14 protein-coding genes are annotated in these 21,389 nt (G+C 40.4%); 11 read left to right on the top strand and 3 right to left on the bottom strand.

The window, feature by feature from the left end:
- Window positions 1-5: 5 nt before the first annotated feature.
- Complete coding sequence (locus tag ACTB00_RS00170) at window positions 6-1,049, bottom strand: aminoglycoside phosphotransferase/kinase family protein (RefSeq protein ID WP_463297926.1); 1,044 nt, start codon at window positions 1,047-1,049, stop codon at window positions 6-8.
- Window positions 1,050-1,108: 59 nt separating this feature from the next.
- Window positions 1,109-2,470 (bottom strand): glutamine synthetase family protein, encoded by a 1,362-nt coding sequence (locus tag ACTB00_RS00165; RefSeq protein ID WP_463297925.1) that lies wholly within the window; start codon window positions 2,468-2,470, stop codon window positions 1,109-1,111.
- A gap of 357 nt (window positions 2,471-2,827) precedes the next feature.
- Here ACTB00_RS00165 and ACTB00_RS00160 point away from each other — a divergent pair, with 357 nt between their 5' ends.
- Window positions 2,828-5,017 (top strand): glutamine synthetase III family protein, encoded by a 2,190-nt coding sequence (locus tag ACTB00_RS00160; RefSeq protein ID WP_159517702.1) that lies wholly within the window; start codon window positions 2,828-2,830, stop codon window positions 5,015-5,017.
- Window positions 5,018-5,118: 101 nt separating this feature from the next.
- On the opposite strand, the gene ACTB00_RS00155 is transcribed toward ACTB00_RS00160, so the two are convergent.
- A complete protein-coding gene (locus ACTB00_RS00155; RefSeq protein ID WP_463297924.1) occupies window positions 5,119-7,083 on the bottom strand; it encodes a glycoside hydrolase family 97 protein in 1,965 nt (654 codons plus the stop codon).
- Between the two features lie 236 nt (window positions 7,084-7,319).
- Between ACTB00_RS00155 and porE the strand changes: the two genes are divergently transcribed.
- The 10 genes from porE (at window position 7,320) to ACTB00_RS00105 (ending at window position 21,152) form a co-directional block, all read left to right on the top strand.
- Window positions 7,320-9,320 carry a PorE family type IX secretion system protein gene (porE, locus tag ACTB00_RS00150; protein WP_463297923.1) on the top strand — a complete coding sequence of 667 codons (2,001 nt, stop codon included), beginning with the start codon at window positions 7,320-7,322 and terminating at the stop codon, window positions 9,318-9,320.
- Between the two features lie 148 nt (window positions 9,321-9,468).
- A complete protein-coding gene (gene ilvA, locus ACTB00_RS00145) occupies window positions 9,469-10,725 on the top strand; it encodes a threonine ammonia-lyase (protein ID WP_463297922.1) in 1,257 nt (418 codons plus the stop codon).
- Between the two features lie 24 nt (window positions 10,726-10,749).
- A complete protein-coding gene (locus ACTB00_RS00140; RefSeq protein WP_463297921.1) occupies window positions 10,750-11,517 on the top strand; it encodes a DUF5995 family protein in 768 nt (255 codons plus the stop codon).
- A gap of 137 nt (window positions 11,518-11,654) precedes the next feature.
- A complete protein-coding gene (locus ACTB00_RS00135) occupies window positions 11,655-12,755 on the top strand; it encodes an SGNH/GDSL hydrolase family protein (RefSeq protein WP_463297920.1) in 1,101 nt (366 codons plus the stop codon).
- Window positions 12,756-12,892: 137 nt separating this feature from the next.
- Window positions 12,893-13,462, top strand: coding sequence for an acetate uptake transporter (locus ACTB00_RS00130; protein ID WP_463297919.1), 570 nt, complete (start codon window positions 12,893-12,895; stop codon window positions 13,460-13,462).
- Between the two features lie 549 nt (window positions 13,463-14,011).
- Entirely contained in the window at window positions 14,012-15,139 is a 1,128-nt protein-coding gene (locus ACTB00_RS00125; protein WP_463297918.1) for a hypothetical protein, read from the top strand.
- A gap of 365 nt (window positions 15,140-15,504) precedes the next feature.
- Window positions 15,505-16,368 carry a DUF4249 domain-containing protein gene (locus ACTB00_RS00120; protein WP_463297917.1) on the top strand — a complete coding sequence of 288 codons (864 nt, stop codon included), beginning with the start codon at window positions 15,505-15,507 and terminating at the stop codon, window positions 16,366-16,368.
- Window position 16,369: 1 nt separating this feature from the next.
- A complete protein-coding gene (locus ACTB00_RS00115; RefSeq protein WP_463297916.1) occupies window positions 16,370-18,688 on the top strand; it encodes a TonB-dependent receptor in 2,319 nt (772 codons plus the stop codon).
- A 628-nt stretch (window positions 18,689-19,316) separates the two neighbouring features.
- The gene (locus ACTB00_RS00110; protein ID WP_463297915.1) at window positions 19,317-19,874 is read left to right on the top strand and encodes an RNA polymerase sigma-70 factor; all 558 of its coding nucleotides are present in this window, start codon (window positions 19,317-19,319) and stop codon (window positions 19,872-19,874) included.
- A gap of 117 nt (window positions 19,875-19,991) precedes the next feature.
- Window positions 19,992-21,152 (top strand): FecR family protein, encoded by a 1,161-nt coding sequence (locus ACTB00_RS00105; RefSeq protein ID WP_463297914.1) that lies wholly within the window; start codon window positions 19,992-19,994, stop codon window positions 21,150-21,152.
- Window positions 21,153-21,389 lie beyond the last annotated feature (237 nt).

The following is a 21,389-nucleotide window of genomic DNA, read 5'->3' as shown; positions in this document are numbered from 1 at the left end:
GCTATTTATAGTTTTAATGCTTTCAATATTTTATCGACATCGTAATTCGTGTCAATGGCCGGAATGTATAAATTGTAGGCTTCTTTTTGCAACTTACGGGCATATGATGGTAGAAAGAAATGTGTTCCATCCTTTACCACGTAATTTAAGATGAAAAAGCGATAGGCCTCTTTTATTAATCGTACTTCTGGTTCTGTCAGCGGAAAGATACGGTGATATTCTTTTAGAAACATGATGAATCGATCTTCCATCAGCGGGTTGATCATATAGCTGAAAACCGTTCGGTCGCCTACATCGGAAACCACTCGGCTAAAAAAGTAAAAATCCATGACACGTGACGACTCCCGAAACCAGTCATAATCCCATCTGGAATAGAGCTTCCCATCCCGAGTTACCGAAAAGTTACCAATGTTCCAGTCTACAAATACCGGAATTGTTTCAATTTCACTGGTGTAGTTCGCCTTGTCGGCATAAACGATAAATTTTTCGCATTGGCTCTTTAAAAGATCGCGTTGAGGTGCTGTTGCGCAGAATTTTCCGGAGTCCAGATTTTTCATTAGCCGATGGATGTCGGTTGCCACTGTTTTCGACGCTCGTGGGAGCTGATTGCTTACGTTTGAGCAAGCCTTATGGAAACGGGCTAGTTCGCGGCCAAGCTTTCTGATGTGTTTGTCCTCAAGCCGGCGAGGCATTTTGTGTTTCATCCTGATCGGGTTATAAAAAACCACCCAGGCGTTGCGTTTTTGATCGTAGTAGCGAAAGATGAACAGATCATTTCGTTTAACCAGCGATTTGGCGAGGAAGTTGTCGTAGGGTGCTTCCAGATTGTTGGCCAGATTGTTTATAATGATATGATCTTCCTTAAAGTGTTCAAAATTACCGTAATCCGATAATTTTGCAAAAACCGGTTGCCGGTCGTAAAAGGATATTTTGTAAACATGGTTTGTTGAAACATGGGCACTGACATCAAAAATTCCTTTAATTTCATGTCGCTCATCAAATTCTTCCCAAGCTTGTCGGATTATTTGAAAATAATCAAGCGTTTGCATAGTTCTTCTTCTTTTTAGCTGTCGTCTGTAGTTCCCAAAAGTAATCAGAAATTGGAATTTCAGATAATTTCAAAATACCTTTTTGTTTCCCAATCGGTTACTGCTTTGGCGAATTCGCGCCATTCCCATTCGCGTGTAGCTGCAAAATGATTGACAAAGTCTTCTCCAAACAGGGTGTTGGCAATCTCCGAATCTTTCATCTTTCGGTTGGCATCCAGTAGGTTGAGCGGTAGTCGTTCGTGGTCTTTTTGGGCATATTCGTTGCCGGTTGTTTTTGGAATCGTTAGTTCTAACTCATTTTCGATTCCATATAAACCAGAGGCCAAGGCGGCAGCCATCGCCAGATATGGATTGGAGTCGGAGCCGGGAACGCGCATTTCCAGTCGGGTCGATTTCTCCTGTCCGTTGATAACCCGAACCGCTGTTGTGCGGTTGTCGAGTCCCCAACTTGCAGTAACCGGAGCCCAGGCACCTTCGCGCAGCCGTTTGAAACTGTTAATTGTGGGCGCGTACATAGGCAAAATGTGAGGTAAGCAATAAAGCTGCCCGGCCAGATAGCTTTCCATTAGCTTGCTCATCGGTGATTGTTTGTCGCCCGAGAAAAAGAGATTTCTTTTTTGGCCGATATCCCACAAACTTTGATGAATGTGTCCACTGCACCCGGGAAGATTTTCATTCCATTTAGCCATAAAACTGGCAATTATTCCATGTTGATAGGCAATTTCTTTTACACTGTTTTTAAAAAGTACTGCTTTGTCAGCAGCTTGCAGAATTTCATCGTAACGAATTGCCGCTTCATAAACACCGGGGCCGGTTTCGGTATGCAAGCTTTCGAGGCTTACCTGAAACTTCTCCAGCAAATCGAACAGGTCATTGAAATAGGTTTGGTATTGTGTTGGCCGAAGCATGGAGTAGCCAAACATTCCTGGCGAAATTGGTTTCAAATCGGAATAATTTCTTTCGGCTAGTTCGTTCGACGTTCCAACAAAATTGAACCACTCAAATTCTTGTGAGAATACTGCTTCGAAGCCCTTCTCGGTTGCTCGTTGCCTGATTCTTTTTAATAAACTACGCGGACAAGCGGGCAAATCTTTGCCCTGTTCAGAACTGAAGTCAGCCAGAAAAAACGGACGTTCGTTGTCCCACGGAATATTGCGGTAGGTCGAAAGATCAATTCGGGCACGTGCATCAGGATAGGCCGTATGCCAGCCCGTAACTTTTACATTGTCGTAGCATTTGTCATTGGCATCCCATCCAAAAATAACATCACAAAAACCAATGTCGCCATCAACTACTTCCAGAAATTTATCTTTGTGAATCGTCTTGCCCCTCAATATGCCATCAATGTCAACTACAGCAAATTTAATTTTCGATTGAGTGCTTTCTTTTATTGTTTTTATCAGGTCTTTCTTATTTGTCATGTCTTTGCTTTGCTCTTATTTAATGGTCAACAAATACCAAAATAATGATATTGCTTGATTTTACACAAGGTATTCGAAAAAATAACAACTTAAAACACAACTCGCTGATTTCTTCGCTTTAAAATTTACATCATAACAAAATGACACTATTTGCACTTGCGAATGAAGTTATGTGACCTCGCCCCTTGTTTTTTACCCTTCGTTATTCAAAAATGGCTGATTATTTTGAATGAACCTGCCGAGAAACAGGATAAACATAGATAAAAAATAAAAAGTTAGCTGCAAAATTCATTATTTTTGAGGTCTGTATTTGGCTGAAGAAATTTCAATGTTTTATAAATTTAATTGATTAAGATAATGGCAGACTTTAGATTTAAAGCTTTACAGGTGGTTATGGAAAGAGAACCGGTTGTAATTGAGCGGGAGCATAATCTAACCTCCGACTATTTTGGGATTAAGGTTTTCGACCGTCCTAAAATGAAAAAATACCTTTCCAAAGAGGCCTATAAAGCGGTTTGTGACGCCGTTGATAATTCGAGGGCAATTGATCGGAAAATGGCCGATCAGGTGGCGCAGGGAATGAAAGCCTGGGCTACCGAAAATGGTGCTACTCACTATACTCACTGGTTTCATCCGTTGACCGACGGAACAGCCGAAAAGCATGATGCATTTATCGTTCATGGCGAAGATGGTGGTGTTGTGGAGGCATTCAGCGGGAAATTGCTTTCGCAGCAGGAGCCCGATGCATCTTCATTCCCGAGTGGTGGCATTCGCCAAACCTTTGAAGCACGTGGCTATACCGCTTGGGATGCTTCATCTCCGGCGTTTATTGTTGATGGAACACTGTGTATCCCAACCGTATTTATTTCATACACAGGCGAAGCATTAGATTACAAAACTCCGTTGTTGCGGTCGCTTCAAGCTGTGGATAAGGCGGCAACCGCTGTTTGCCAGTTTTTCGATAAAAATGTAACAAAAGTAAATGCCAATCTGGGGTGGGAGCAAGAGTATTTTCTGATTGACGAAGCACTGTTTATGGCTCGCCCGGATTTGGTTTTGACGGGGAGGACTTTGATGGGGCATTCATCATCAAAAGATCAACAGCTGGATGATCATTACTTCAGTTCTATTCCAACTCGTGTTTATCGCTACATGGAAGATTTGGAAAATGAAGCTTATAAGCTGGGAATCCCCCTGAAAACCCGTCACAACGAGGTTGCTCCAAATCAATTTGAAGTTGCTCCTATTTACGAAGAGGCCAACCTGGGGAACGATCATAACCAATTGTTGATGGACATTATGAAAAAGATTGCCCGTCGTCATCATTTTAGGGTGCTGTTTCATGAAAAACCATTTGCCGGAATTAATGGATCAGGCAAGCACAACAATTGGTCATTATCCACGAACACAGGCGTTAACCTCTATTCGCCGGGTAAAAACCCGAAATCAAATTTGCAGTTTCTAACGTTTGTGGTGAATGCCATGAAAGCGGTGTACGACAATCAGGACTTAATGAGAGCTTGTATTTTAACTGCTTCAAATGCGCATCGTTTGGGAGCCAATGAAGCTCCGCCTTCAATTTTGTCTGTCTTTTTGGGAACCGAAGTCAGTAAAATGCTCGATATGATGGAAGAGGCAGTGGTTGACCGTAAAATGACGCCGGACGAAAAGACAGCTTTGAAATTGAATATTGGCCGGATTCCGGAGATTATTCTGGACAGTACCGATCGTAATCGCACATCGCCATTTGCGTTTACCGGTAACCGTTTTGAGTTCCGGGCTGTCGGGTCATCGGCCAATTGTGCCCCTGCGCTTATTGCCTTAAACACGGCTGTTGCTGCTCAGTTGTCGCAATTCAGGAAAGAAGTTGATAGCTTGATTGATACCGGAGTAAAAAAAGACGAAGCTATTTTCCAGATATTGAAAAAGCTGATTATTGATTGTAAGCCGATTCGATTTGATGGTGACGGGTATAGTGATGATTGGATTGTTGAGGCTGAAAAGCGTGGACTGACCAACATCAACAGTGTGCCTGATGCCTTACAGGGATATCTGTCGGAAAAGACAAAAAAGCTTTTTGCAGTACAAGAAGTCTTATCGGAAAAAGAGTTGGTTGGACGAACTGCTGTAGAGTATGAGAAATACATCATGAAGGTGCAAATTGAAGCACGTGTGTTGGGCGACTTGGCAATTAACCATATCGTTCCTACGGCTATTCAATATCAGACTACTTTATTAGAAAATGTTAAGAATCTGAAGGAGGTTTTTTCTGAAAAGGAATTTGAGGAGCTGGCCTTTGCCCGTAAGGAATTGATAAAGGAAATCAGCGGCCATATTTCAGCGATTAAAGCGAAGGTGAAAAAGATGGTTGAGGCCCGCAAAGTCGCCAATGTAATTGAAGACTCAATTGAAAAATCAAGAGTATACGAAAAAACGGTTTATCCTTATCTGGATGATATACGCTATCATATTGATAAGCTAGAACTGACTGTTGATAACGAACTTTGGCCACTGCCAAAATATAGAGAACTTCTTTTTGTAAGATAATGTACTATCAGTGATTGAAAATAGAAGGCCGCTCCAATTGGAGCGGCCTTTTTGTATTTTTATCGGATATTTACGATGCCAAGTTCTAAACAAAATTGAATCTATTTCTTTTTACAAATTGCAGCCCAGCCCCCACCTGATGCCATCGGAATTGTAATTTTGGTGTTTTTGTCAGCCGTTTTCGTGATGTAAGTATAGTCAATTGCCGCTTGATCTGCATTGATGCCATCCTGCATGATTTGGAGTTCGTAATCTCCTTCATCCAAAAATGACAAATCAATTTCGAGTGTTCGGGAGTCTGCATCGGTCATGGCACCAATATACCAGTCATTGCCACTTTTTCGGGCGGTAACAATGTAGTCGGCAACTTTGGCGTCCAGTATTTTAGTGTCATCCCAAACGGTTTTCATTTTACTTAAAAAGCGAATACTTTCTTCTTCCCTGTAATAATTCGATGGATTATCTGAAAGCATTTGAAGAGGCGCATCATAAACAACATACATCGCTAGTTGGTGGCATCTTGTTCCCATACTCATCGGGTTGCTGTGACTGATTTTAAAATCTTTATGGTGAGCATTGCGCATAGCACCCGGAGTGTAGTCCATTGGCCCGGCAAGCATTCGCGTAAATGGTAGGGTTACATTATGCTCTGGCGTAATTACATCAGACCATTTGCAATTTTCCAGCCCTTTCACACCTTCGTAATTGATCACATTGGGATACGCCCTGCGCAAACCCGCGGGTTTGTATGCCCCATGGAAATCGACCAGTAGTTCCCGGTCGGCACAGGCTTGGGCAGTACGCTCGTAAAAGTTGACCATTTCCTGACCCGCCTGAGCCATGAAATCAACCTTGAGCCCTTTTACACCCCACTTGGCAAACTGATCCAGGATGTCGCCCATGTGTTTATCAACAGGCCCCCAAAGCGACCATAAAATAAGCTCTACATTTTTCTCTTTACCATATTGAACCAGTTCATCAATATCGATGTTCGGATTTGGTTCCAACACGTTGGTTGTCGTTTTCGACCAGCCTTCATCTAAAATGATGTAAGGAATTCCGTATTCAGAGGCAAAATCAATGTAATACTTGTAGGTTTGGTTGTCGAGTCCTGATTTAAAATCAACACCGTAAATATTGTTGTCATTCCACCAATCCCAAGCCACTAATCCTGGTTTGATCCAGGACGTGTTTTCAATTTTGCAGTCTCTTGAAAGTAAATACACGAGTTGGTTTTCAACCAGATGTTTGTCTTCCTCACTAATCATGAATACTCGCCAGGGGAAAGTTCTGGAGCCGTCGGTTTCGGCGATATAATCAGCTTGTTTAATAATCTCAATGTTACGATCTCCTTTAGGCTTTGACTCGAGAGTTACATTCGGGAATTTACTTTTTAAGCTTGGACCTCCGGTAGCCTCAAGAAATAAGCCCGGATAATCGAACAGGTCGGCTTCGGTTATCCCAATTTTGATATTGTTGGTTGCTTTTACTAAGGTTGGAAGTGAGCAAAATCGACCGGCATTCAGAGCGGATAGTTTTTCATCGATATACAGTCGCTCGTAGTGCGAAAGCAGCGATTGTTCTTCAGGAAATAAAATTGGATAGTTGTCCGAAAAGTTTAGATCGACCGTTTCGTTATTGACAATAACGTCGCCCTTTTTTGAGGTTTCAAATCGATAGGCAATTCCGTTATCAAAAACACGGAACACCACTGAAAAATCATTTTTAAATTGAATGCTCAGTTGGTTGTATTCGTCTTTTATTGTTGTGGATTTAACCGGGACAATGACTTCAACTTGTTCAGAGGTAGAGCTTGTTTTCGTTTTTCTGACTTTAGCTGATTTGCCCAAAACCTCACCATCTATTGTGAGGCTCATTTTGCTATTCTCGAAAATTGGCTGCCCGTTAACACTCGCCGACCAATGAATTCCGTCGTCCGTATTTAAGGTGGTTAAAATTTTTCCGTTTGGCGAGCTAACGGTGTAATCTTTTGCCGCTAGATTAATGGAGAACAACGAAAAAAGGACGGAAAGCAGTAACGATGAAGTGTAGTTTTTGATCAACATAGATTTGAATTTTGTTAGGTGTATTAAAGTAGTAGAATGAAATTTATTTGCCTGGGTGTTTTTTCAGAAACAGACTACATAATCTGAAAAATTCGGAATGCCCGGTTTTCTTTTGGTTTAAGTTATTCTGTAAATATATCAAAAATTGCAGTGGGGAAATACTTTATCTTTTCGTTTTTCGTTTTTCCATAACGAACAAATTTGGTTACTTTTACCGCCTTAATCTGCGAGAATACATGAAGCGTACGTATTTTGCTGTTATTAGCCTTTCGCTAGCCCTGCTTATTTTAGGATCTTGTTCCTCGAAAAAGAATTTTCGATTGGGTGAATTGTCTTATGAAATAGGTGAATATTATCGGGCAACTGAAAAATACCGGAAAGCCTACCGAAAGGATGATAATATGCAGCACAAAATGGAAATGGCTTATAATATGGCTGAAGCCTATCGCGAAATTGGCGATTACGGAAAGGCTGCCATTTGGTACAAAAATGCAATTCGCCGGCAACACCCCGATTTTAAAGCTGTACTTTATTATGCCGATTGTTTACGCGCTACGCAGAAATTCGAAGAGGCAATTGAAGCTTATCAGCAATATCTCGATTCAATACCACAAGATATTCAGGCACTAAACGGATTGGATGCTTGCCGCTATATTCAGGAGTGGGTTGATAATCCGACCCGTTATGTGGTGAACACTGTTCGTGAGCTAAACTCCAAATATGCCGATTACACCCCTGTTTTTGTGGGGGAACGCGATAATGAAATTCTATTGACTTCAACACGTGAAAATACCGTTGGCAATAAAGAAAACAGTATAACGGGCGAGCAGTTTGCCGATATCTTTCGTTCAGAATACCAGGTTCAGCGGCAGAAATGGGGTCCTCCCAAACTGATTGATGAATCTGGAATGATCAATTCGCCGGACGAAGAAGGAGCGATTACCTTGTCGGAAAATGGCGATGAAATGATTTTTACGCGTGCCCGTTACGACAAAAAAGAGGATCTTGGCACAGAACTATACCGGGTCAAAATGTCACGAGGCGACTGGTCGGAGCCTGTTAAATTGGATTTGCTCGGTGATAGCCTCGTTGCTGCTCATCCTTCGTTGTCGATTAATGGCGATACCTTGTATTTTGTGTCTGACAAACCCGGAGGTTATGGCGGGAAAGATATTTGGATGGTAACCGGTAATGGTGGTACTTTTTCGAACCCAAAAAATCTGGGGTCCAAAATTAATACGCCGGGCGATGAAGTTTTCCCAACGATCCGATCAAATGGCGAACTGTATTTTTCATCGGATTACCACATGGGAATGGGTGGACTGGATATTTTTAAAGCCACCCGCACTGAAAAAGGGGAGTGGCGCATTCAGAATATGAAAGCACCAATCAACTCTTCGGGTGATGATTTTGGAATGTCGTTTATTGAAGGAGAGGAAACGCGCGGAATGTTTGCCTCGAACCGAAAAGGATCACGCAGCGATGATATTTATTCCTTTTACTTACCTCCTAAAATTTATCGTGTTTCGGGCGAAATTTACGATAAAGAAACCAGCCAACGATTGGATGGTGCCCGTATTCGGATTATTGGAACTGATGGCACAAACCTGAAAATGCGTGCCGATGATGGTAAGTTCCAGCTGAAATTAAACCCCGAAACGGAATATGTTTTTGCCGCGTTTAAAGATGGCTATTTAAATGATAAAGGGCGCGAATCCACTATCGGATTAGATGATAGCCAGGATTTCAGAGTTGATTTGTACCTCACGCCAACCGATGCGCCAATCAAAGTAGATAATATTAATTACGAGTTTGGAAGTTGGGAATTATTACCCGAGTCGGTCCATGCATTAGATAGTTTGGTGGGTATTTTGGAACTAAATCCAACCATTACCATTGAGCTGATGGCACACACCGACTTTGTAGGTTCGGAACAGTACAACTTCGAACTTTCACAGAAACGGGCACAGACGGTTGTCGATTACCTGATTCAACAAGGCATCAACCCTGGCCGATTAGTTGCCAAAGGGTATGGTGAAACCTGGCCAAAAGCCATTACGCGTAAGTTGGCTAAGCAGTACGACTTCCTGAAACGGAATGATGAACTGACCGAAGAGTTCATCCTTGGACTTACTCCTGAACAGCAAGAAATAGCCAAGGCCATTAATCGTCGCACCGAATTCCGAGTGCTTTCTACCGATTTTCATGAGCGCTTTGCTCCCGAAGTTGAGGAATAGGGATATTGCTATTTCTTCGTTAATCGTCATTTAATAGCAAAGCAGAATCATTTCTCAATGCGAAAAACACCTTATTTTTGCGCTCTTGTTCGTAGATGGTGAACCGAACGATAGGCGAAATGTTGCTCTCATATAATAAAAGACAAAAATGACAAAATCATACTTTCCAAGTTTGCAGGATATTAACCGGGCAAAATTGACTCTGAACGAAATCTTAACTTTTACTCCGCTGACTGAAAATTTAAACCTTTCGGAGCAGTTTGGCGCTAAGGTTTTTTTAAAACGGGAAGACCTGCAAATTGTACGATCCTATAAAATACGTGGTGCTTACAATAAGATTAAGAGCCTGAGCAAAGAGCAGCTGAAAAATGGCGTTGTTTGTGCTAGTGCCGGTAATCATGCTCAGGGAGTGGCCTACTCGTGTCAGAAGTTGGGAATTAATGGAAAAATTTACATGCCCACAACGACTCCCAAGCAAAAAATCAAACAGGTAAAAATGTTTGGGAAAGAGTTTGTCGAAATCGTATTGATTGGAGATACTTATGATGATGCCAGTAGCGAGGCCTGGAAAGATTGCCACGAAAACCAGAAGGCCTATATTCATCCGTTTGACGATCCGTTGATTATTGAAGGACAGGCGACAACGGCTATGGAGATTTTACAGGATTCAACCCTCCAGATTGATTATGTGTTTGTTCCCATTGGTGGAGGCGGATTAATTGCCGGAGTGGGAAGCTACTTTAAACAAATGCATCCGAGCACCAAAATTATTGGCGTTGAACCGGCTGGTGCTCCTTCTATGAAAGAATCATTGAAAAAGGGAGAAGTGGTCACTCTGGAGAAAATTGATAAGTTTGTTGATGGCGCAGCTGTTCAGCGTGTTGGGGATCTGCCATTCGAAATTTGCAAACAGGTGGTCGATGATATTGTGTTGGTTCCCGAAGGTCGTATCTGTACCAAAATATTGGAATTGTATAACCGCGATGCTATAGTGGTTGAGCCGGCCGGAGCACTTTCTATTGCCGCGTTGGATGATTATGCTGCTCAGATCAAAGGGAAAAATGTGGTTTGCATTGTTTCAGGAAGTAATAACGACATCACGCGGACCGAAGAAATCAAGGAGCGATCGCTGTTATTTGAAGGACTGAAGCATTATTTTATCATCCGTTTTCCGCAGCGTTCGGGAGCGTTGCGCGACTTTGTTGAATATGTTATTGGTCCAAATGACGACATCACTCATTTCGAATACACCAAAAAGAATAGCCGCGAGCGCGGGCCTGCTTTTGTTGGAATTGAACTAAGCAACAAAAATGATTTTGATGGTCTGGTGCAACGAATGGCGGAAAATGGGTTTGTCTACGAATACGTAAATGAAAAACCTGATCTGTTCCAATATCTAATTTGAAACTGATTTTCAACCTTACCGACTATGAATAATAAGTTACCCAATACTATTGATGAAGTTATTGACACACTGGAGCATATTATTCAGGAATGCATACAAAATAATGACCCTTCCGGATATTTTGCAGCACTTTACCAAAAAGTAACGATCAAGGTAAAAGAAGGAATTGAGAACAATTATTTTGATGATGGCGAACGCATGGAGCAACTCGATGTGCTGTTTGCCAATCGGTACATTGAAGCGTGGGTGGCTTATAAAAGCAAGAGCCCAATGACACTCTCCTGGCAAAAGGCATTCGACTTGTCATCGAATTACTGGCCTATTGTGTTGCAGCATATGCTAATGGGGATGAATGCACATATCAATCTTGATTTGGGGATCGCCGCAGCAGAGGTTTCAAGAGAAAAAATGATAGCAGATCTTCAGGATGATTTTAACCGGATTAATGAGATTCTATCATCCTTGATTCATGATGTGCAGGATGATTTGTCGACTGTTTGGCCGGCTTTAAAATTTATACTGAAATGGACGGGAAAGGTGGATGACTACCTGGTTGATTTTAGCATGAAATTGGCTCGCGATGGAGCCTGGAAGTTTGGCAACAAATTTTTCAGTACCACTAATTCTGATGTTGATGCTTGTCTGAAAGATCGTGATCTGCGGGTAGCCGATAAAACAAGTGTAATCCTTCAGCCCGGATTGATTGCCAGTGCCGTTTTATCCATTGTTCGGTTAACTGAGCGAGGAACCGTTTCGGAAAAGATAGGTAAACTCAAAAGAACGAGTGAATAATCTCAGCGCATATTCAGTTCAATTATAGTTTTCTCTAAAATTAGCAGGTCGCTACTCAGTCGTTTAAAAACTTTTGTATCTTCAATCCCTTCAAAATACGAATAGAATTATCTAACTCATCCAACGAATAACAGAACATGGGCAATCTAAAAGACCTCTTTTATCTGATCTCCTTTTTGTTTCTTGCAGTCAACACTAGTTGTACTACTCAACAGGCTGATCTGCAACTAAACTATTCGAATCCGCAAATTAGGTATGAAGGGCGAATAGATACGAGCAATGCGGAGGGAGCTGAATTATATTGGTCCGGCACATCAGTTAAAATCAATTTTGAAGGGGAATCAATCTCGGCTCTGATGAGTGATGAAAATGGCACCAACGACTTCAATATTCAGCTGGATCAGGATAGCTCGGTTTTGTTGCAAATGGATACGGTGAAAAGATATTACACGCTGGCTTCGGGGCTGGCTCCCGGGAAACATACCCTGGAATTGTTCAAACGGACGGAGTGGGACCGTGGCACCACCACTTTTTATGGTTTCAAAATAGAAGGCAATGCTCAAGTGCTTCCCAAGTCGCCGGCTAAAAAGCGAAAAATCGAATTTTATGGCAACTCCATCACTGCCGGGTATGCCGTGGAAGATACTACGGGGAAAGACCGTCCAAATGGAACCTTTACAAACAACTATCTGAGTTATGCGGCAATCACGGCCCGACACTTCGATGCCCGATACCACTGCATTTGTAAGAGTGGAATTGGTATCACGATTAGCTGGTTTCCCTCCATCATGCCCGATATTTATGATCGTCTTAATCCAGCTGACTCTACCAGTCAATGGGATTTCTCCAGTTATACGCCCGACTTGGTCGTGATTAATCTTTTTCAGAATGACTCCTGGTTAGTTAATCGTCCGGAGCGTGATGAGTTTAAAGCCAATTTTGGAAACGAAGCGCCGGACGATGAATACATCATTCAGGCGTATCAGAGCTTTGTAGCCAGCATTCGTGATCAATATCCGCAAGCCAGTATTATTTGCATGCTGGGGAATATGGATGCCACAAGAAAAGACTCGCAATGGCCGGGCTACATTAAGCAGGCAGTTTCCAATTTAGACGATCCCGAAATTTATTCGTTTTTTATGCCGTTTAAGGAAACGTCCGGGCATCCCAGCATCCAGGAACAGCAGGCCATGGCTAATAGCCTGATTCGCTTTATCGATGAACATATTGAATGGTAGTTTATCGGGTTACATTACCAAATCGCTAATCTTTTCGGAGAACGTAATCCTTTGTCGTGTGGGTTAACGGTCGATTTAATTTATTGACTAGTTTTGCGCCAAAATCAAAAAAAAGTAACGACTAAATTCACTTGGTAATGAACAACATTAAATTAGGAAATCCTGCGGTGGTAGGATTAGCGGGGTTTGGCATGACGACTCTTTTACTTCAATTTCATAACCTGGGCTGGTGCGGCTTGGGACCGGTTATCTCCATGGGTTTTATTTTTGGAGGATTAGCTCAGTTAATCGCCGGATTTATGGAACAAAAAACAGGCAATAACTTTGGATTTGCTGCTTTTTCAAGCTACGGTGCATTCTGGATCGGACTGGGAATTATATGGGTGTTAAACAGCCTGGGCGTATACGAATCGTCACATACCGATGTGGGCTTTTTCCTGGTTGGGTGGACTTTGTTGACCGCCATTTTTTGGATCGGATCCATGTTTATTCATCAAGCTATGTTCATCACCTTCACCACTTTGTTGCTGGGTTTTATCTTTCTGGACCTGGGACACTTCGGACCTCATGTAATGAACATTGTTGCTGCAATTGTATTGATCGTTTGTGCTTTGTCAGCCTGGTATATGATGGCTGCAATTATTCTGAATGATTTGGCCGGACGTGAAATCCTGAAGTATGGAACGCCTTTGCTGAAAGGGAAGTAAGACTCATTTAATTATTCTGTAAAAAAGCACCGGGAGTCATTTTCCGGTGCTTTTTTTATAGGCATCTTTTCAATCTCATTATAATTTAAAATTTTCAACGGTATTCGATGGAACTCGCTTTAAATAATCATGCTTCTGTGTGTGACTGTTTTTACATGCTCGTTTCATCTAAATTATAAGGTGTGTTTTCTGAATTCCGAATTGTTGCCTTTTCGTAGATATCTGGCTTATGTGCAAACCAATTATTTATATACGGTATAAATAAGCTTTTTTTAACTCTTCTAAAAATTTGATGAACTGCACGTTTTCCTGGATGAACCCCCTCAAAAATTTCACGAAGGGCACTTTGAGCCAGTTTTCGACACAGTCATTTAACAAAAATTAAGGGTCGCCTTTCCTTGAAAAACAGAATAACTAAATGTTTATTCTATAGCTTTGGCCAAAGAAAAACCCGGCTAACTGTTTTTTTACAGAAAGCCGGGTTGAAATAAATGTTTATTAACCGGGTTGGGAAGCTACAACTTCCCTTCCCACAAACTTTTCAAAATTATGAAAAAATTTAATCTTTTTGCCATGGTGGCAGTCGTAGTAATTGTTTTTAGTGCTTGTCAGAAAGACGAATTGGAAATTAATGAATCTCAAAATGCAGATAAATTTGAAGAAAAAAAAGACATAATTGGTAGGAACGGAGTTTTAATCTTTCCGAATAATGAAAGCCTTGACAGGACTCTGAAGGCGATTTCTTCAATGGACGAAGAGGAGCGCAGGGTTTGGGAAGGAAAATATAGTTTTACATCACAGCTTTCAATTTTCAATGATATTGTTTTTGCAGAATCGAAACTTGATGAACCTTATGAAAATATGAGTGAGGAGGAGTTGAAAAATACACCTCCACCTCCATTGCATTCAAAAACTTATTATACCTATTTAAGCGAAGGTGTAATTAAAGAATTCAAATTAAATGATGGTACTGAAATATATGATTACAGTACTTGTGCTCCATGTTTAGCCGCAATTTTAAATGCAGAAGGAATTTATGCAGTTGGAGATACTATGTATCAATTCACTCAAATGGAAAGAAAAGAATGGGTTAATTGTGATTTTGATAATAAAGAGAAATTAATAAATACACATGTAGATTCAGATGAAATAAAAGTTGATATGAAGCTCAAAAGTACTACTGTGAAATACGGCGATTTTCGGTATGACTCAGGTGGAAAGAGACGAATTAGAATTGGAGTAAATTTTTCATCAAGCTTGTATTTTGAGAGTGGAAAGATATGGAAATATACCCATTGGATAGAAGTCCAAAGTCAAAAGAAAAATTTCTGGGGAAACTGGAAATATAACTGGACAGATATGTACTATAAAGGTCAATGGGATTTTAGTGTAGATTATAGTTTGGACAATTTGTATTTTTTCACGGCACAAGGAACCGCACAAACAGAAAGTTATCCCGATAATGAGCATATTCATGCTTCGAATCTAAAAGCTACATACGATATCAGTACCGGAGAAGTTATACCCTATGGTTCTACAATGTGGATGATGTATGACGGTACTTTTACAAAATCAGCTTTCGAGGAAGATCTATATTATATTAGAGATGTGAAATTGACAGATTTCAGCTGGGAGGTTATTGGTCACGCATATGTTAAAGCAACAGTGAATAAATAGAACTAATAGGCCATTAAAAGTAGCAAACAGAAAAATGAGGTTCTGCTTGCTATTACCTATCGGGGGCTTATTCATTTCAATGGTTGATTCTCTTACAGTCCGCTTGTATCGCGTGATAAAAATACAAAATAGATACTGTGACACACAATGAAATTGTTCGGCTGCAAGAGCGGGGCGTTGTTCCCTAGACTCATAACAAACTGTTTGCTTTAAATAGATTTATTTTGATTAGCCCGTTTTCAATTTTAACTTGCTTGCCTAAACGAGTGTCCGTAATGGGAAAAATGAGAAATTAAAGTATAAACATAGAAGATCAAATTGGTCCGCTAAAAAAGAAAATTTTGACTATTCACCCAGTATTGATTATGGAAAAGATAATATTTTCACTATTTATTCTTGCCGTTCTGTTTTCATCTTGCCAAAAAATTGTCGAAATTGACTTGACACAACAAGAGCAAAAACAGGTTGTCAATTGTCTTTTTACTTCTGGTGAGCCAATTGATTTGTCTGTTGCTCAAACAACAATTATCCAACTTGATTCAGTGGAATACATCGATGGGTTGAATATCGTATTGTATGAAAATGATTCCTTAAAATGGACTGGAAACAATTCAGAAGATGGGAATTACAAAGTTTCCTATTGGCCGAAATCAGGTCGTGTTTATCGTGTCGTTGTCGAGAATCAGAATGGGCAAACATTGTCGGCTATTGAGACAGTGCCAGCCGATATTGAAATTCAGCAAGCAACGAACAGATATCCGGTTTATACTAATCAATATGATATCCAATTTGGGAAAATCACGGTTTCGTTCAACGATGATCCTGACAGGAAAAATTATTATGAACTCGTCATCTTGGATGAAAACAATCGTCTCGTAAATACCTTTCATGTCAGCAGTCCGGTCATCACGGTTGATAATGAAAATGATCCTAATCCGCCCGGGTCACTGCTTTTTACCGATGAATTATTTAGCGGACAAACATTGACTCTTGAGATCTTTTCTGAGTCATCAAGTCCAACCATCGTTCTGAAGAACGTCAGTCGTAATTACTATGAATACCGGAAAAGCATTATCAGTCATTTATATAATCAAAATGTCGAGCGGGATGATGTTTATAACCTCTTCAAAGGCGATCCGGTTGAACTGTATTCGAATGTACAAAACGGGTTGGGAATTTTTGCAGCATATACACAAGACATCAAGGTTTGCACCAATATAACTCAATAACATGAAAGCAAACCGCATCATTATAACCTTTCTGTTAGTGCTACCAATTGTATTCCCGACCCATTTGTTTGCTCAAAACCATACCCTCCAAGGTTTTGTCAGGGACGCAACAACCGATGAACCATTGATTGGGGCAACTGTCTTTCAACCTGCAAGCCAAAAAGGAACCTCGACTGACAACAATGGCTATTTCAGATTAACCACTTCTGCAAAAGCAACTCTCGAAATTTCATTCATTGGCTACCAGAAATTGTTATTTGCCAACCCTGCACAAAATGACTCATTAGTCAATCTTTATCTGGCTCCGGGTCTTTCAATTGGAGAAGTCAAAATAGAAGCGAAACATACAGAAGAACGGGTTACCGGATTAGTGGAGATTCCAATCGACCTTTTAAAAAAGTTACCGACCATGACTGGTGAACCCGATCTAATGAAAAGTTTTCAATTAATGCCCGGCGTGAAAATGGGAGACGAGGGAACATCAGTTTTTTATGTACGTGGCGGAACGCCTGATCAAAATCTCATCTTAATGGACGATGTTCCACTTTATTACGTTAATCATATTGGTGGGTTTTTGTCGGTTTTTGATATGAATACCATTAAAAAAGCGACCTTGTACAAAGGCGATTTCCCTCCACGTTTTGGAGGTCGGCTTTCTTCAGTTCTGGATATCCGGTTGAAAGATGGGAATGTCAATCAATCAAAACATGAAATCGGGGTTGGCACGCTTTCTTCAAAATATTTTGTGGAAGGCCCAATCCTAAAGAACAAACTTTCAGGAATGTTCTCACTACGCCGTTGCAATCTGGACTTATTTATGCGTCCCCTCACCGAAATGAATTCTAGTGGGAATGACGTCCGCAGCTACTCTTTTTATGATTTAACAGCCAAAGCGACCTATACAAAAGATGCTCGCAACAAATTCAGTTTCATGGCTTATTCGGGCCGGGACAAATTATTCTTCAAGGAAAAATTCGCTGACAATTACCTTGACAAGATGAACAACCGTTGGGGGAACAGAATTGGCTCTGCAAAGTGGACCCATTTTTCAAAAAACAGTTGGGTCGCAACTTCAGGAGTGAGCTACAGTCGCTTCTTTAGATTGATTAGCACCATTGAAAAGGAAGCATCACAGAATGATGCAAACAAAACGGTCGGCTCGTTTGGTTCCAGTATTCAAGATCTTTCGATATTCTCGTCCGTCAACCGGCCTTTCAACAAACTTGATTTGAGACTTGGATTGTCGTCTACGTTCCACCAGTTTACCCCAACTGCAATTAAATCATCTGGTGGGGGCAATTCGTCTGAAGAAGATACCCTGTTTATCAACAGGCTTCATGAAACTGAACTCAGCGGTTACTTGGAAACGGATTGGGATATAAGCAAAAAGCTACATATTAGCTCTGGCTTTTTCGCGATGTATTGGCTGGGAATCGATCATGCTTCCATTGATCCCCGTTTGTCTGTCAACTATTCGTTGCCAAACGAAACTGCAATTAAAGCATCATATTCCAAAAATCACCAGTACATCCACCTTTTGGCGAACAATTCTGCTGGATTACCTAACGACTTATGGGTTCCATCTACCTCTTCAATTCAACCAGAAAAGTCCGATCAAATTGCCCTCGCACTTAGCCGAAATGTTAACGGGATTGATTTTTCGATTGAGACCTACTACAAAAAAATGCTTAACCTGATTTATTACAAACCTGGCTTTACCGTTTTTAATACGCTAAACTGGCAAGATGCAATCGAAAAAGCAGGAGAAGGAACATCAAAAGGTATCGAATTATTGATTCAGAAAAATACAGGGAAACAGCGGGGATGGATTGGGTACACATTATCGAAAGACACCCGGCAATTTGAAGCACTAAACGACGGACGCGTTTTCCCATTTAAATATGGCCGCTTGCACGAAGTAAATGTAGTCTACAACCTTGAAATTTCTTCAAAGGTTTCTTTTTCTGCCAACTGGATTTTTGCCTCAGGCAACTACATTACGCTCGCCACTCAGACTTTCCCGGCAATCGATTTCGACTATTTTCGTGACAACTATTTTGATAAGACGTTTGTGGACGCACACAATTATGGTGGTGTCAATTACTATAAAACCGCTAGCTATCATCGGTTGGATATTGGGCTAAACTTCAAAAAGCAATTGAAAAAGGGTGAACGAAATTTCTACTTCGGGATTTACAACCTTTATAACCGGATGAACCCTTATTACTATTATTTCAAATCAAGTGGGGGTAGTCGGAAACTCTACCAATTTTCATTATTCCCAATTATGCCATCAGTTTCATTTACGTATAAATGGTAGTCATTCGATTTAAATATTAATCACCTTAAAACGACAAGTTCTCCAATTCCACATTGCCACCGCTTAAGATGATGCCTGCTTTTCTATCCCTAACATCGATTTTGGTTTTCGTGACTTTTTTTGCCTTTCAAGTTTTACCAGTAGAGTATATTAAATTTTGATCTTGTTGGCTGTTTCGATCATTGGTGCTTTTACTTCTGTTCTTGTATCGTAATAGAAGGTTGGTCCACATCACGACTTTCTTGTTTTCTAATAGGGGTAACAACCTGTAAAATCACAGTTTTTGTTATTATACTTTTTCACTCGTTTGCCGAGAAAGTATTTATATTATATTAATTTTGGGAGTTCAACATGTTGTCAGCTGGCAGGGATAGAAAGTCTGTTCAATTATTGAGTTCGTGTTCTGAACTGGAAGAGATTGCTAAATAGTCAGATTCTTATGTCTTTTTGTAGTTGGGTTGGGTGGGGGCGAAAACCAACTAGTTCTATCAGCCGTTAGTCATACAATAAGAACTGTTGTTTTTCCAACTTCTATTGTGAATTGTTACGATAAATAATCGCTGGAGGTGTCTGTTTTTGTACACATTAGAGAATACCATAAGTGTAATACTTATAAATGATAAGCTGAATGAATAGGCTGTCTTCTAAGAAATTAAATGACCGACCAAAGGTTGTGAGTGATGAGGAATTTGAAGCCCTTTACGGAGAATACTATGACTCATTCGTACTATTTGGTCAAAAATTTATTCATGATCAAACAGTAGTTGAGGATATTGTACAGGAAGCATTTATCAAATTTTGGTTGAGGAAAAATAATTTTGACAATGAGTATGCGATACGAGCATTTTTATATAAGGCTGTCCGAAACTCTTGTGTCAATTATTTGGATCATCTTCGGGTGCGTCAAAAATTTAGTCAGGAAGTAGCACCTTTTGTCTATAGTGAGGAGTATTTCTCGCAACATGTTATCGAAGAAGAAGTGCACCGTATTATTAATGAAGCGGTACAGCAACTTCCAGAATCAGCTCGGGAGATTTATTTAATGAGTTTGAATGGTGTTAAGAACAATGAAATAGCGGAAGACTTGAATATTTCAGTCAATACTGTGAAAACTCAGAAGATGAGAGCCAAAAAAATTCTACGAGAAAAATTGAAAAAAATAAATCTCATTTTGCTTTGTTTATGAGTGGATTAGAGTTTTGCCAGCAAGGCAAATAAAAAATAATTGAATTCTTTGTCACCCACTTTTGAGGGTTGCCTGTTTCTGACTTATATACATGATAAGTTGACAATGGATGACAAAATGAATTTAGAATTCTATATTTCTGATCTAATTGCAAAGAAAATAAAGGGCGGTTTATCAGATGACGAAGAGCGGTTTTTGGCAGAGTGGGAAGCTGAAAAAAAAGAAAATTCTGATTTGCTGAGAAGGTTACTTCAGTCGCCTCGCGAAGATTACTTGCGAAAGGAGGAGATCCGACAAACCATCAATAAGGATAAAGGCTGGCAACATATAAAAGCGGGGATTAGGCGAAGAAGCCGACGGAGAACGATTATAAAATATACACAATCTGTCGCAGCTGTTCTCGCAGTGTTTGTGGTAAGTGCGTACCTGATTTCTACTTATAAAAATTCTAATCATACATCAGAGCATCGTGTAGCTAATTACAAACAAGCCATGCTTGTTACCGGAGATGGCGAAATATATCCATTGGACGTCACTAAAGAATCCTTCGTTGATCCGTCAAATCTGACAAATAATATCAGCCACCTGGTTCACGATAAAAAACAAGGGTTTATTTCGTTTTTTCGATCAGCAGTGTCCGATACGATCATTGTTCCCAGGGGCGCGAAGTACAAGTTTACCCTTATGGATGGAACAAAAGTTTGGTTGAATTCCAATTCCAAACTAGTGTTCCCCACCCAGTTTGAAGGAGGTATCAGACAGATTTCACTTAAAGGAGAGGGTTTCTTTGAGGTTGCTCCCAACAAGGCAGTTCCCTTTGTTATTGATGTTGATGAAGCAGAAGTAAAAGTAGTTGGCACGGCATTCAATATAAATGCTTATGATGAAAAATACGAAATGGTGACAACAGTTGTTGAAGGTAAAGTTATTGTAAATGATGACCATTGGGAAAAGAATGAGCTACTGATGCCCAACGAGCAGTTATGTGTGAACACCTTAACGGGAGTTGTGCAGAGGAAAGTGATAGATGCCGGTGTGTTTACAGCCTGGACTCGTGGGCGGTTGGTCTTTGAAAATGAAAGCTTGGACAGTTTAATGAAAAGGCTTGAACGATTGTATGACGTAAACATAATAATTTCCGACGATGTTGATAAGACAATTAAATTCACGGGTGACATTAAACGATATGACGATTTGAATGACGTTTTAGATATGTTGGCAACAACGCAAAATGTCAAATTTAGCGTGGATGGTCAGGATGTAGTCGTTAGTAAATAATCAATCATTAGAAAGCATAATTAAATAACAATACGAGATGTTTGAAGGCAGGGATTAGCGCTATTAAATTTCAATTCTCTAATCACTGGTACTTATAGCATCTTCACAAAATGAGGTATTAACTTAATCACATTCAAAGTATGAAGAGAAAATGTGAAGATTTTTCTTTACAATGGGCAAGATGCCTTCGTATAAGAAAACTTGCGCTTTTGGTCTTGATCGTGAGCTTTACCTGTT

The organism is Sunxiuqinia sp., from assembly GCF_055140945.1.
The sequence above is the reverse complement of the archived record's forward strand: the minus strand, read 5'-3'. Positions and strand labels throughout refer to the sequence as shown.

What these genes read in the sequence shown, in the direction of transcription:
- ACTB00_RS00170 (WP_463297926.1), bottom strand. Translation starts at nt 1,049, where the DNA reads ATGCAAACGCTTGATTATTTTCAAATAATCCGACAAGCTTGGGAAGAA.
- ACTB00_RS00165 (WP_463297925.1), bottom strand. Translation starts at nt 2,470, where the DNA reads ATGACAAATAAGAAAGACCTGATAAAAACAATAAAAGAAAGCACTCAA.
- ACTB00_RS00160 (WP_159517702.1), top strand. Translation starts at nt 2,828, where the DNA reads ATGGCAGACTTTAGATTTAAAGCTTTACAGGTGGTTATGGAAAGAGAA.
- ACTB00_RS00155 (WP_463297924.1), bottom strand. Translation starts at nt 7,083, where the DNA reads ATGTTGATCAAAAACTACACTTCATCGTTACTGCTTTCCGTCCTTTTT.
- porE (WP_463297923.1), top strand. Translation starts at nt 7,320, where the DNA reads ATGAAGCGTACGTATTTTGCTGTTATTAGCCTTTCGCTAGCCCTGCTT.
- ilvA (WP_463297922.1), top strand. Translation starts at nt 9,469, where the DNA reads ATGACAAAATCATACTTTCCAAGTTTGCAGGATATTAACCGGGCAAAA.
- ACTB00_RS00140 (WP_463297921.1), top strand. Translation starts at nt 10,750, where the DNA reads ATGAATAATAAGTTACCCAATACTATTGATGAAGTTATTGACACACTG.
- ACTB00_RS00135 (WP_463297920.1), top strand. Translation starts at nt 11,655, where the DNA reads ATGGGCAATCTAAAAGACCTCTTTTATCTGATCTCCTTTTTGTTTCTT.
- ACTB00_RS00130 (WP_463297919.1), top strand. Translation starts at nt 12,893, where the DNA reads ATGAACAACATTAAATTAGGAAATCCTGCGGTGGTAGGATTAGCGGGG.
- ACTB00_RS00125 (WP_463297918.1), top strand. Translation starts at nt 14,012, where the DNA reads ATGAAAAAATTTAATCTTTTTGCCATGGTGGCAGTCGTAGTAATTGTT.
- ACTB00_RS00120 (WP_463297917.1), top strand. Translation starts at nt 15,505, where the DNA reads ATGGAAAAGATAATATTTTCACTATTTATTCTTGCCGTTCTGTTTTCA.
- ACTB00_RS00115 (WP_463297916.1), top strand. Translation starts at nt 16,370, where the DNA reads ATGAAAGCAAACCGCATCATTATAACCTTTCTGTTAGTGCTACCAATT.
- ACTB00_RS00110 (WP_463297915.1), top strand. Translation starts at nt 19,317, where the DNA reads ATGAATAGGCTGTCTTCTAAGAAATTAAATGACCGACCAAAGGTTGTG.
- ACTB00_RS00105 (WP_463297914.1), top strand. Translation starts at nt 19,992, where the DNA reads ATGAATTTAGAATTCTATATTTCTGATCTAATTGCAAAGAAAATAAAG.